At 58.2% G+C, this 12,778-nt stretch carries 12 protein-coding genes; 10 read left to right on the plus strand and 2 right to left on the minus strand.

The window, feature by feature from the left end; genetic code table 11:
- Nucleotide 1 precedes the first annotated feature (1 nt).
- The 7 genes from RBB81_RS11230 to RBB81_RS11260 all read left to right on the plus strand — a co-directional run bounded on the left by RBB81_RS11230 (nucleotide 2) and on the right by RBB81_RS11260 (nucleotide 6,478).
- Complete coding sequence (locus RBB81_RS11230) at nucleotides 2-1,291, plus strand: cell division protein FtsQ/DivIB (RefSeq protein ID WP_353073752.1); 1,290 nt, start codon at nucleotides 2-4, stop codon at nucleotides 1,289-1,291.
- A complete protein-coding gene (gene ftsA, locus RBB81_RS11235) occupies nucleotides 1,288-2,517 on the plus strand; it encodes a cell division protein FtsA (protein ID WP_179581998.1) in 1,230 nt (409 codons plus the stop codon). The genes RBB81_RS11230 and ftsA overlap by 4 nt, the downstream gene beginning before the upstream one ends.
- 927 nt (nucleotides 2,518-3,444) lie before the next feature.
- Entirely contained in the window at nucleotides 3,445-4,500 is a 1,056-nt protein-coding gene (locus RBB81_RS11240) for a hypothetical protein (RefSeq protein ID WP_353073753.1), read from the plus strand.
- 132 nt (nucleotides 4,501-4,632) lie between these two features.
- Entirely contained in the window at nucleotides 4,633-5,004 is a 372-nt protein-coding gene (locus RBB81_RS11245) for an ArsR/SmtB family transcription factor (protein ID WP_183789173.1), read from the plus strand.
- Nucleotides 4,964-5,473, plus strand: coding sequence for an SRPBCC family protein (locus tag RBB81_RS11250; RefSeq protein WP_353073754.1), 510 nt, complete (start codon nucleotides 4,964-4,966; stop codon nucleotides 5,471-5,473). Before RBB81_RS11245 ends, RBB81_RS11250 begins: the two co-directional genes overlap by 41 nt.
- Nucleotides 5,474-5,505: 32 nt before the next feature.
- Entirely contained in the window at nucleotides 5,506-6,015 is a 510-nt protein-coding gene (locus RBB81_RS11255; RefSeq protein ID WP_183789170.1) for an SRPBCC domain-containing protein, read from the plus strand.
- Nucleotides 6,005-6,478: an SRPBCC family protein gene (locus RBB81_RS11260; RefSeq protein WP_179582003.1), complete on the plus strand. Its 474-nt coding sequence runs from the start codon at nucleotides 6,005-6,007 to the stop codon at nucleotides 6,476-6,478. Before RBB81_RS11255 ends, RBB81_RS11260 begins: the two co-directional genes overlap by 11 nt.
- Nucleotides 6,479-6,597: 119 nt before the next feature.
- Here RBB81_RS11260 and RBB81_RS11265 read toward each other — a convergent pair whose 3' ends face one another.
- Both RBB81_RS11265 and RBB81_RS11270 read right to left on the minus strand, forming a co-directional pair.
- Complete coding sequence (locus tag RBB81_RS11265) at nucleotides 6,598-6,939, minus strand: STAS domain-containing protein (protein WP_179582004.1); 342 nt, start codon at nucleotides 6,937-6,939, stop codon at nucleotides 6,598-6,600.
- Nucleotides 6,940-7,055: 116 nt separating this feature from the next.
- Nucleotides 7,056-7,511, minus strand: coding sequence for a GNAT family N-acetyltransferase (locus RBB81_RS11270; protein ID WP_353073755.1), 456 nt, complete (start codon nucleotides 7,509-7,511; stop codon nucleotides 7,056-7,058).
- A gap of 239 nt (nucleotides 7,512-7,750) precedes the next feature.
- Here RBB81_RS11270 and ftsZ point away from each other — a divergent pair, with 239 nt between their 5' ends.
- The 3 genes from ftsZ (at nucleotide 7,751) to RBB81_RS11285 (ending at nucleotide 12,677) form a co-directional block, all read left to right on the plus strand.
- On the plus strand, nucleotides 7,751-9,247 hold the full coding sequence (gene ftsZ / locus RBB81_RS11275; protein WP_353073756.1) for a cell division protein FtsZ: 1,497 nt from the start codon (nucleotides 7,751-7,753) through the stop codon (nucleotides 9,245-9,247).
- A 151-nt stretch (nucleotides 9,248-9,398) separates the two neighbouring features.
- Nucleotides 9,399-10,634: a penicillin-binding transpeptidase domain-containing protein gene (locus tag RBB81_RS11280; protein ID WP_353073757.1), complete on the plus strand. Its 1,236-nt coding sequence runs from the start codon at nucleotides 9,399-9,401 to the stop codon at nucleotides 10,632-10,634.
- A gap of 429 nt (nucleotides 10,635-11,063) precedes the next feature.
- Complete coding sequence (locus RBB81_RS11285) at nucleotides 11,064-12,677, plus strand: NAD(P)H-hydrate dehydratase (RefSeq protein ID WP_179582008.1); 1,614 nt, start codon at nucleotides 11,064-11,066, stop codon at nucleotides 12,675-12,677.
- Nucleotides 12,678-12,778 lie beyond the last annotated feature (101 nt).

Raw genomic sequence — 12,778 nt, forward strand, 5'->3', positions numbered from 1 at the left:
GGTGCTAGAGGCGCCTGAAAAGAACTACGTCTCGGAGTCTCGAGGTTCGAGAGGGCCGCGGCGGGTGTCGGCTTCGCCGGAGCGGAGGCTGCGTCGCGATCTTAGCGAGGATTTTGCGGATGATCCGCACTGGGACGATGATGCTCCGGTGGGACGACGCAAGGCTGGGGTGCGGGTGCGGTTTCGCGGTGTGCCTGCCACGAAGTGGGGAAGGATCGCTGCGGGCTGTGGGGTGGTGGTTCTACTCGGGGTTTGCGCCGGGTTGTTTGCGATGGCGAGGAGCTTTCTGCTGCACGATGAGCGATTTGTGATTCCGGCATCGTCATCGATTGAGTTTCAGGGGAATGCGCATGTGACGCGGGCGCAGCTGCTGAGCGTCTTTGGAGAAGATGTGGAGCGGAATATCTTTACCGTGTCGCTAGCGCAGAGGCGCGCGGAGCTGGAGCGGCTGCCCTGGGTGGCGCATGCGACGGTGATGCGGTTGCTGCCGAACCGGATGCGCGTGTCGATTGTGGAACGGACGCCGGTGGCGTTTGTGCGGCAGGGAAATCATATTGGTCTGGTGGATGGGAACGGCGTGCTGCTGGATATGCCGGTGGAGGCCAAGCCGGATGGGAAGTACTCGTTTCCGGTGGTGACGGGGATCTCGGCGGACGATCCCTTGTCGACGCGTTCGGCGCGGATGAAGATCTATGAGCGGTTTACGACGGAGCTGGATGGATCGGGAGAGAAGATCTCGCAGGGGTTGAGCGAAGTGGACCTTTCGAACCCCGAGGACGTGAAGGCGCTGATTCCGGATAAGTCGAGTGAGGTGCTTGTTCACTTTGGCGACGCGGATTTTTTGGATCGGTACAAGAGATTTGAAGAACATCTGCCGGAGTGGCGGACGGTTTATCCAAAACTTTCGTCGGTGGATATGCGGTATGAACGGCAGGTGGTGCTGGAGATGCAGCCGGGCGCGGGTGTGCCTGTGGCTTCATCGCCGAACGGTGCGGCGGTGATGGCGGCTGATTCGAAGGCGGCTGCAGCGACGCCCCAGGATGCGGGGACCGCTGAGGCGAAGCAAGTGACGAAGCCCGTTGCGAAGGTGGCTGCAAAGCCTCGGCTTGCGGTACATCCTGCGCCGGTGAAACATGCGGGTGTAGGGGAGAGACCTGGGGCAAAGGCTCCGGCGAAGAAGGTTGATCCGAAGGCCAAGAAACATGTTGTCGTTGCGAAGCACCGTCCGGTTGTTGGTAAGCCATCGGCTGGTTCGACGCAGTATCATCCTCCCCAGGCGGTTCAACCATGAATCAGAAGCAGGACAATCTGATCACCGTGCTCGACGCGGGAAGCACGAAGAGTTGCGTGCTCGTGGCCGAGTTGCAGGACGGCGTGCTGCGGTATCGCGGCCATGGCGTGGAACCGTCGCGTGGAATGCGCAAGGGTTTGATTGCGGAGCTGGGGCCGGCAGCGGAGGCGATCAATCGTGCGGCGCTTACGGCAGAGCGCGTGGCGAAGGCTGGAATTGAGACGGCGATTGTGGGGATTGGCGGGACGCATGTGCGCGGGGTGAACTCACGCGGCGGCATCAGCATGGGTAGCCGCATGCGGGAGATTACGCGGGAGGAGGTTCGTGCTGCGGTGGATCGTGCGCGGTCGGTTGCGCTGCCCCCGGACCGCGAGGTGCTGCATCTGCTGCCGCAGGAGTTCATCCTGGATGACCAGCCAGGGATTCATGATCCGGTGGGGATGGTGGGGAACAGGCTTGAGGTGAATCTGCATCTGTCGACTTGCTCGGGTGGTGTGGCGCAGAGCGTGATTACGTGCGCGAACCGTGCCGGGCTCGAGGTGATGGATACGGTGTATGAAGGAATTGCTGCGGCTGAGGCGGTGCTGAGCGCAGATGAGCGAGAGCTGGGCGTTTGCATGGCGGATATCGGATCGAGCACGACGGAGCTTGCGGTGTTCTTTGAGGGCTCGATCGCGCATACGGCTGTGCTGCCGATTGGCGGGGATCATTTTACGAACGACCTGGCGGTGGGACTGCATGTGACCGTTGAGGAAGCCGAGTATCTGAAGAAGATGTATGGACACTGCGTGGTGACGGCGGTGCCGCAGTTGAACGAGATCGAAGTTGGCGGGAACCTTGCATTTTCTGGCGGGCAGCCGGCGCGGATGGTGCGGCAGAGATTTCTGGCGGAGATTCTGGAGCCGCGTGCGCGCGAGTTGTTTACGATGCTGCGGGATAATCTGCGGCAGGGTGGAGTGCTGGAGGCGTTGGGCGCGGGCTGCGTGGTGACTGGTGGCGGCGCGAATATGGCTGGATTGCTGGATAATGCGGAGAGTCTGCTGCGGGTGCCTGCTCGTATTGGATATCCGGTGCCGCTTTCGCGAATGCCTGCGGAGCTGGCTGTGCCGGAGTTTGCGGCGGCGATTGGGATGCTGTTATATACGCATCGGACGCAGGTGCGGCGCGCCAGTGAAGAGCAGGGGCTGAGGGCTAAGTTAAAGGCGATCTTTGCGGGAAGCTTCTAGACTCCTGAGTTGAAGGATCAAGACCTTTTGAGTGTGTCGATTAACTCCGCTTCACGCTTTTAAGTGCCAGGGAAGTGCTTGCGCAAATAAGTGCATCTGGATTTCGAGCCAATCTCTTGTAATACTCCTTCGAAGTGAAGCCAGATTTCAGCTGAGATAAAGCTGCGATCGCGATCGACGGCTCCTGGCGGCGAATATGGCGCTTGAGCTTCAATCAGCAGCGACGAGCGAGAGATGAGGCTGGATGGTTCCATCCTTCGAGGGTGGTACATATGGTTGCGCCTTTTAGTGAGCATCGCGGTGCTGGTGGCGGGGGCAATCGAGGGTGGATACGGGAAGTCGGAGTTATATGGCGATGACATCTCCTATCTCGATGTAGCAAATATGATTCGTGAGGGAGATTGGCGAGCTGCACTTAATCCTCTTTGGAGTATCGGATACCCTTTATTGCTATTGGTTTTCCGGCGTTTGTTTTCGCCAACGCCGCATGGTGAGATGGCAGCTGTCTTCTGGCTGAATTTATCGATTTACTTCATCGCGTGGGTTGGGTTTTTATGGTTCCTGGGTCTGATGTCGCAAAGACTAAAGGGAGATTTATCAGGAGAGCGAGCGGCTGTATTGTCGCCATTTCTTCTGGTCTGCGCGGGTTGTATCTTTGTCACCGTCCAGACAGGAATAGGACGAGTATCTACCGTCGGCCCGGATCTATTGGTGACTTGTCTCTTTTTCTTTGCTTCCGGGCTTGCGCTGAAGGTCTTGTCGCGACGAACCGCGGGGCACGCGATCTTATGGGGGGTCGTGCTTGGTTTGGGGTTCCTGTGTAAGGCAATCTTTTTAACACTGGCCGCTACATTTTTTGCGATTGCCATCGTCTTGACCAGCAGGCGCAGAGTCTCGGCTTCGCTTCTTCGTGCGGTGGGAGTGTTTTTGCTCTTTGTCGTTTCATATAGCGTGGGCCTATCGTGGGCGCTTGGACGACCGACGCTGGGTGAGGCCGGAGCGTTGAACTATGCATTTCATGTGAATCATCTGAAGCATTGGATGGGGTGGCAGGGAGGTCCGAAGGAGTTAGGATCTCCGATTCATCCAGTGCGGCTGCTTCGCACCGATCCGCCGGTCTTTGCGTTCGGGGAGCCCTTTCATGTGACCTACCCGCCGCAGTTCAACATGGTGTATTGGTATCAGGGGTATCGCCAATTCTTTAGTTTCAGAAATGAAATTCGAGTTGTATTTGAAAATCTCCGCGCCTTGAAGGATGTTCTTCGAGAGACTCTCGCAGTCACTCTTGCGGTCGCTCTCTGCTTCTGTCTGGTGTTGTGGGATGCCATATCTCATCGCGACTCGGGGACGCGATCTGTAAGTACGTGGGTCCTGTATTTGCCTTCCGTGCTTGGCGTTCTCTTCTTTTTGCTGGTCCACATGGAGGGGCGTTATGTGGCGGGATTTCTCTGTGTGTTGTTTCTGGCACCCTATCTTGCGCTGGATGGATGGAGTGGGTCTACGCGGTCAGCACTGCGTACAGCTGCGCTGGTCCTTCTGGTGGTGGCTACGGTCTACAATTCGTCGAAGCAACTCTCCGGGGCAGTTCAATCGGCTGTTGGTCGAGTAGATATGCAGAGCGGAGGGCAATGGGCGGTCGCAGAATACCTGCAGGAGATGGGTTTGAAGGCGGGAGATAAGGTCGCCTCGGTCTCGCGAGGAAACGACATACGATGCGCGTGGGCTTATGCGTCTCGGGTGCATGTTGTGGCTGCTATCGGCAACGACGCCTACGACCCGGAGCACCAGAGAGAGGATCTGCATCTTTTTTTTGACAATGCTTCAATTCAGGACGAGGTCTTAGAACAGTTCCGTGAGCAAGGAGCTGTTGCTGTTGTCGCAACAGGGATTCCGTTTGATGTTTCGTCGCCCGGGTGGAGGCGGGTTCCTGGAAGCAGGGCGTGGGTGTTCCTCTTAGGGCCGCAAATTTCCGCGGGTCGATAGAGGTGTGGAAAGTTCGAGCCTGAAGTTATTTGTTTGGAGGGGAGATCTCGTTTTTTTTGGTTTTATCGTTTTTTTTGTTTACAGGTTTTGTATTTAACGATATGGTTATTTAACTTAGTTGTTAATAAAGATATGAGCGATCAGATTACCTCGACGTTTGCTGCATTGGCTGATCCAACCCGGCGGGCGATTCTCGCGCGGCTGGCGTTGGGAGAGACCTCAGTTACGGAGATTGCGGCGCCGTTCGAGATGAGCATGCCGGCGATCTCACGACACCTGAAGGTGCTGGAGAAGGCTGGGTTGATCTCGCGCGGACGGGAGGCGCAGTGGCGGCCTTGCAAACTGAAGGCAGAACCTCTGAAGCAGGCTGCCGACTGGCTGGATGAGTACCGCAGGTTCTGGGAGGAGAGTTTCGATCGATTAGATGAGTATCTGAAAACCCTACAGATAAAGGAGAAGAAAGATGCCCGAAACAAAAATGGAAGTGGGAAAAAGCGCCGCTGAACGGGAGATTGTGTTGTCGCGAGTGTTCGATGCGCCGCGCCAGATGGTATGGGACGCCTGGACCGATCCGAAACAGGTTGCGCTGTGGTGGGGGCCGAAAGGCTTTACGACGACGATTGAAGAGATGGATGTGAGGCCCGGGGGCTTGTGGAAGCAGGTGCTGCACGGGCCCGACGGCACCGATTATCTGAACGAGAGCGTGTTCCTCGAGGTGGTGCAAAATGAGCGGCTTGTGTACACGTTGACCGGTGGAAGGAAGGGCGGGCCCATGGTGCAGTTTGAAAAAGCGACGACTTTTGAAGAGGAGGCGGGAGGGACGCGGGTCACGATGCGTCTAATCTTTGCCTCGGCTGAGGCTCGGGATCAGAATGTGCGCGATTACGGCTCGATTGAGGGCGCCAAGCAGGCGTTCCAGAGGCTAGAGGACTATCTGGCAGGCCAGTTTGTGGAGACGACAGCGAAGGCTTAGACACTGGGGTTGAAAAAACGAGGAGGAATGCGATGGGTACAGCGACGGTATCTCCGAAGGTGAGGACTCAACATGAGCTGCAGATTACTCGGGTCTTCGATGCGCCACGCGAGCTGGTTTGGAGGGCGTGGACTGATCCTGCACAGATGAAGCAGTGGTACGGGCCACGCCAGTTTGAGGCTCGAAACCTGACCGCAGATGTTCGACCGGGCGGCAAGTGGCGAGACTGTTTGCACAGCGATGGATTCACCGACAGCAGTGGCGAGTGGCGGACGGCCGACGTGTGGCAGGGTGGCGAATACCTCGAACTGATTGAGCCGGAACGGCTTGTCTTCACCTTTCACTGGGAAGAGGGCAGCGGGCTTCCGGAGCACGACACCGTGATTACGATCACCTTTGAAGAGCATGCAGGCAAAACGACGATGAACTTTCACCAGGCCTTCTTCGTAACTGAAGAAGATCGAGATGGGCATATGAAGGGCTGGAACAGCAGCTTCGAGAAACTGGACGAGTTTTTGCGCGAGGTGAAGCATGGCCATTGAAGGAGGCGTGATGGAGGCGGGGCTGCTTGAGGTCTGTCTGACGCGGAGAGTCGCAGCCTCGCCAGAGGTGGTGTTTGCGGCGTGGATCGATCGGGAGCAGCTGGCGAAGTGGTGGGGACCGAAGGGCTTCACCACTCGGGTGTACCAAGTGGATGCGCGTGTGGGCGGCGCAATTTTAGTCGATATGCGATCGCCGGATGGTGTGGTGTATCCGATGTCGGGACGGTTTGTGACGATCGATCGGCCGCACAGACTGGTGTTTGTGACGGCTTCGATCGATGAGCACGGCAAGCCTATGTTCGAAGTTATGAATACGGTGATCTTCAACGAAGCGCGTGGCGGAACAGAGATATCGCTGGTTGCTCGTGTGATCAAGACAACGACTGCTGCGCCGCAATACTTTGCGGGGATGTCGCAGGGTTGGTGCCAGAGCCTAGATCGGCTGACGGAGCTGGTCGCTTAGGTTTAGTTCGGTTTGGTGCGGCTGATGAGCTTCAGGTTTCCCTGGGAACGAGTGTGTTGTTGGTCACGTTCGAAGGGAGGGCTGAGGCTCTCTTTGTTTCTGGTTCAGGGTTCGTGTTTTCAGGCCGCGAGTGCGGCGTCCAGAGTTGGGTCGATGGGGAGGATGGCGTCGGTGCAGGTCATCTTGAGGACCTCGAGGACGCGGTCGGTGGGGGCGACGAGGCGTAGTTCGCCGCTGTGAGTCTTCATCTTGCCGTAGAGGATCATGAGGAGACCGAGACCTGCGCTGTCAAGGAACTCGACGCCGGAGAGCTCGAGGATGAGTTTGGGGACGCCTTTGTCGGTGACGGCGGTGATCCTGGATTCGACCTCGCGCAGGCGCAGGCCGAGGGTCATGCGTCCGGTGAGGCGGAAGATGGCGGTGGTTGCGTTGGCGTGGTCCAGCTCAGCTTCGAGGATCATGAGGTGGGGCTCTCCTAAGTGTTTGCAAGCATACCGCAGGTACGGTTGCAGACTTTTGCGTAGGGAGTTCGTTCGTGAATTTATGGACCGTTTTTTAGATGCGGGGGCTATCTGCTTCAGGCGCGATCTTCGAGATCTTCGAAGAACAGAGCGTGGGTTGCGTCTGGGTCGTCGATGGGAGTGAAGCCCATTCTTTCGTAGAGGCGTGCTGCGCCGGCGTTTTCGGCGCGGAGACGGACGCAGCGGAAGCTCTTTCGGGCTTCTTGTACGAGGGTTGAGACCAGAGCCCGGCCGACTCCCTGGTTGCGCCATGCGGAGCGAACGTAGACGCGGCGGATACGGCCTGTTCCCGGTTCGGAAGTGAAGGGGTCGATGGTGAGTCCGCCGACTGCGACGAGTTGGCCGTGGTCGAGGTGGCCGCAGAGAACTTCGCCTGGGGCTTCGAAGCGATTGACTCCGCTGGCCCACTCGTCAACGAGCGTGTCGATGAAGTCGTAGCCGTCTCTCTTTGCCTCGGCGTGGAGTTCTTCTATTCCTGTGGTCGGCAACTTGATTTGTTGAATCGGGATCATTTGTGATTGTAAGAGCGATGGGTTGGATGCGTGATTGTGCGACTTAGTTCTTGCCCCAATCGAGACGACAGACGCTGACGCGGAATTGGTGATGGCACTCTCTGCCTGCCGCACCATATCAAAAGCGGTGCAAGTTTGCAGGGTTTGGAACCATGCGTGGTACGGGCGGTGGAAAACGGGGGTCGTGTGTTTGGCAAGGAGGTGGGAGAATTAAACAACTTTCAAGGAGTCCTGCTGCTATGTCGAATCTGCCCAATGATCCTAACGATCCGAACGATCTCCGCATTCACTATCACGATGAGATACCGCATGGAGCGAGGATCAAGGTCATCGGCGTGGGCGGCGGCGGAAATAATGCCGTGAATCGCATGATCGCGGCGAATGTGGTTGGGGTTGAGTTTATTGCGGCGAATACGGATGTGCAGGCGCTGCAGGTTTCGAACGCGCCGGTGAAGCTGCAGCTTGGAGTGAAGCTGACGAGTGGACTGGGCGCGGGTGCAAACCCGGATGTGGGAAGGCGCGCGGCGCTGGAGGATTCGGACAAGATTATCGAGGCGCTTGAGGGCGCGGATATGGTGTTTGTGACTGCGGGGCTGGGCGGTGGTACGGGGACTGGAGCTGCTCCCGTGATTGCGAGCCTGGCGAGTGAGATGGGCGCGCTGACAGTGGCGGTGGTGACGCGGCCGTTCGCGTTTGAAGGCAAGCGGCGGATGCAGCAGGCTGAGCGCGGGATGCAGGAGCTGCTGGAGTCGGTCGATACCGTGATTGTGATTCCGAATGAGAAGCTGCTGGCGGTGGCGAAGGATGCTGGATTCTTTGAGAGCTTCCGGATTGCGGATGATGTGCTGAGGCAGGGCGTGCAGGGGATCTCGGACATTATCACGATTCCCGGTGTGATCAATCGTGACTTCGCCGATGTGAAGACGACGATGGCGGGGATGGGCTACGCGGTGATGGGAACGGGCGTTCGGTCGGGCGCGAATCGTGCGGTGGAGGCTGCGATGGCTGCGATGGCTTCGCCGCTACTGGAGGCGGGAGCGATCGATGGGGCACGTGGGATACTGATCAACATCACGGGCTCGAGCAGCTTGAAGCTGAGTGAGGTGAACGAGGCTTCGAGCATTATTCAGAATGCGGCGCATGAGGATGCGAACATCATCTTCGGTGCGGTGCAGGACGAGTCGATGGGCGATGAGGTGAAGATCACCGTGATTGCGACTGGCTTCAAGCAGCAGGAGATGCCGCAGCGGCGGGAGCGCATGCTGGCGGAGGCGACGCTGCCTACGATGCGGTATGACGTGCCGATTCAGCCGCGCGTGGTGACTCCTCGACCTGCGTCGACACGGTTTGCGAGTGAGATGGAACCGGCCAGACCGGTGCACGAGGCGAACGAAGTGAAAGAGCCGGTCGGGAAGATGGAGATGAGTGGCCCGATTGAGCTGGTTCCGGTGCCGGCGTCGGTGTTTGATGATGACTTCTTCCGTGCTCCCGGGGCTCGGGGGGAGAGGGCTGCTGAGGTAAATCGGCCGGAGGGTGGACAAGTTGACCGGGCTAGAGATGTGACTCACTTTTCTGCGCCGGTGCGCGTCCAACAGGAGGACGTTCGCGGTGGGACGGACGAGGTGGCGGACTCCCAGGTTCGTGTTCCAGCATTTGGGAGTGCATCGGGGGCGTCTGCGGATCAAGCGGAGCCGGATGAGTTGGATATTCCCGCGTTTTTGCGGCGTGGGAACTGATGGTACAACTGATTTCTGTACGAGTAGCACGGATGGGGAAGGGTGCTGCTCGACGGATTGTGTTGAATTAGTATTTTATTAGATGAATTGTGGATCGATGGCAGTTCGATTGCAGTCAAATCAATAAGAGGGATCGCCTGTGTCGAGATCAATGAAGGTTTTTGGCGCGCTTCTCTTCGGCCTTGTCCTTGGTGCTGGAGTGAGTGCTAACGCAACGACGAGTACCACTGGGAAGGCCAGGCGGCACTCTGCTGGGACGGCTCGGGTTGCGACTACGGTGAAACCTCATTCGGGGGCTTCGCGCTCAGCCGCGAGGGGTACGACGCACGTCGTTGCAACGCATGGGTTTGTGGGGCATCATCGAGGAGCCCGGCCGACTCTGGCTGTGCGGCGGACACGATATCAGGAACACTTTTCTGCAAGTTCGTTTGCTGACAATCTCACATTGGGCGACATCGTCGATGGAGAAGACCCGTTGGTTCGGGCGGCGGCGATTGAGGCGTTGGGCAATATGAACGGCACTGCGATCGCGATTGATCCTTCTACGGGACGGATTCTGGCGATGGTAAACCAGAAGCTGGCGCTGTCGAGAGGGGCTGAGCCCTGCTCGACGATCAAGCTGACGGTGGCTCTGGCTGCGCTGGAGGAAGGTATCGTTCGCAAAGATACACCGGTGAATCTGGGCGGGCACTATCACCTAACGATGACCGAGGCTTTGGCTCACTCGAATAACCTTTATTTTGAGACTCTTGGGCGGCAGCTCGGATTTGAGCGCGTCAAGCACTATGCCAATGAATTTGGGCTTGGCGAGCTGGCTGGATACCACATTCAGGGCGAGCAGCTCGGGACTTATCCAGATGAGGTATTGCCTGCGTCGTTGGGTGGTGTGGGGAGAATGTGCTCGTTCGGCGAGAGCGTTTCGATGACTCCGCTGCAGCTGGGGGCTCTGGTTTCGGCGATTGCCAATGGCGGAACGCTTTATTATCTGCAACATCCCGAGACTGCGGCAGACATGGCTACGTTTGAGCCCAAGGTGAAGAGGGTGCTGGACATCGCTCCGCTGATTCCGGAGATTTCCGTGGGAATGTCAGGTGCGGTGCAGTATGGAACGGCGCGTTCTCTGCGGGCTAACTTCAGCCAGTTTCCAGTCATGGGCAAGACGGGTACCTGCTCCAATAATGGCACTCGATTCGGGTGGTTTGGGTCTTTTGCGGATACGCCGAAGGGGCAGATTGTGACTGTATTTTTCCTGGAGGGCGGACGGCCCACCTTTGGTCCAAAAGCGGCTGAGTTGACCGGGGAGTTTTACCGGGCGCTGTGGGACAAGGATTATTTTTTACAGAAGCCGACGGTTGAAACCAGTGGGGTTATGGGCGGTTCTGAGTAGGGTTGTGGCTCGGAATGGTAGAAAACGCTGGTAAGAACGTGGTGGCAGCGTGGTTTTTGGTGGTGGAGACGTGGTGACTGGCGGCGTCTTTTTGAGTTGCTAAAAAAGTGCCACTTTTTTTGAATTAATTTGCTCTTCATCCCTCCTGAGATTTGAATTTCGACTGGCTCGGCCTCGCGGTGAGGTGGAGCCTTTTCCTTTTGATCGCTTTGTGGCTGCGGTGTAGTAGTCGATGTTCCAGCATTCGCGGCACGGTGGCAGCCGGGTGATCATGGAGCCGCCATTCGCTGAGGCGACCGGTGGAGACGGGGCCGGTGTGCCCCACGTACATCTTCTTTGTTGGGGGCGGAATAAACTTCTATTTGGACCCGGTGAAGGTGCGGTGGTCGTCGTCTTGGCTTCGGCGGGGGAATCGCGTAGAAGGGAAAGATGAAGATTCTTACGGCGACAGAGATGCAGGCGGTGGATCGGTGGACTGCGGAGGAGTTTGGGGTATCCCTGGATAAGTTGATGGAGGCGGCTGGCGAGGCGGTGGCTCAGTTCTGTCTGCGGCAGTATCCGGTGGCGATGCGGGTGGTGGTGTTGTGTGGGAAGGGCAACAACGGCGGGGATGGTTTTGTTGCGGCGCGGGTGCTGGCGCAGGCGGGGCGATTGGTGCGGGTAGTTTTGCTGGGACGGGTGGATGAGGTCAGGGGAGAGGCGGCTACGGCGCTGAAGCGGCTGATGAAGGAGTTTTCGTCTGTTGAGGTGGATGAGGTGGGGGATGAGGCCGGGCTGACGGCCTGCGCAAATGCTGTGGGGGAGGCGGAGTTGTTGCTGGATGCGTTGGTTGGGACTGGATTCAAGCCGCCGCTGCGTGGGCTTGCGGTTTTGTTGCGGGAGATGGTGGAGAAGCTGGAGACTCCGGTGGTGGCCGTGGATCTGCCTTCGGGGTGGGATGCGAATTCGGTGGAGCAGACCGCAGAGGGCTCGTTTCGGGCCGACGCTGTGGTGACCTTTACGGCGCCGAAGATAGCGCATGTGTTTGGGCACCTGACGCGGAGTGAAAAGAGCGGCGGGGCGTTTGGGCCGGTAGTGGTTGCGGCGATCGGGTCTCCTGAGGATGCCGTGGTTTCGGCGAGTGGGTTGACGTGGGCGGGTGCTTCGAAGGCGCTGGCAGAGAGGCCGCGGGATGTGAATTCGAATAAAGGCAAGTTCGGGCACGTGTTGGTGGTGGGGGGAAGCTATGGGAAGGCGGGGGCTCCGGCGATGGCGTCGTTGGCGTGTTTGCGGGCGGGGGCAGGGCTGGTGACGGCTGCGGTGCCGAAGAGCATCCTGGATTCTGTGACGCGGATTGCGCCGGAGTTGATGATGGTGCCGCTGGCGGAGGGGACCAAGGGCGCGGTTTCGTTCAAGAATCTGGATGGGGCGAAGCTGGATGCGCTGGTGAAGAGGATTTCGGTTGTGGCAGTGGGTCCTGGGCTGTCGACCGAGGGGGATGCTCCTGCATTTGCGCGACAGATCGTGGAGAAGACCACGGTACCGGTGGTGATCGATGCGGATGCGCTGAATGCTTTTGAGGGAAAGACGGATTTGCTGAATGGGGAGGGACGGGTGATGGTTCTGACGCCGCATCCAGGGGAGATGGCGCGGTTGGCTGGGATGACGGTGAAAGAGGTGGAGGCGGATCGCGTGGGGCTGGCACGGAGGTTTGCGACGAAGCACAAGCTGACGCTGGTGCTGAAGGGGTGGCGAACCCTTATTGCGCATCCGGATGGTTCGATTGCCGTGAACACGAGTGGGAATCCGGCGATGGCGAAGGGCGGGAGTGGGGATATTCTGACGGGGATTGTGGCCGCGATGCTTGCTCAGTTTCCGAATGATGTGGCTCGCGCCGTGGAGACAGCGGTGTACCTGCACGGTCTGGCTGCGGACTATGCAGCGCATGCGATGGATGAGCATACTGTACTTGCAACCGATACCGTTACACATTTGTCGGATGCGTTTCGATATCGAGTGAGGGATGAGGATGGGTTGGTTTGGATTTGCGGGTTGCGAGGATAGAGCTAGAAGCGGATGCGGTTTGCGTCGCTTTTAGATTGTGTGGAACCAGAGTCTGTTTAGCCCGCAACGCACGAGATGCGCCATATCAACTGCCCGTTTGC

The organism is Tunturibacter gelidoferens, assembly GCF_040358255.1.
In the GTDB taxonomy this organism is placed as follows: Bacteria; Acidobacteriota; Terriglobia; order Terriglobales; family Acidobacteriaceae; genus Edaphobacter; species Edaphobacter gelidiferens.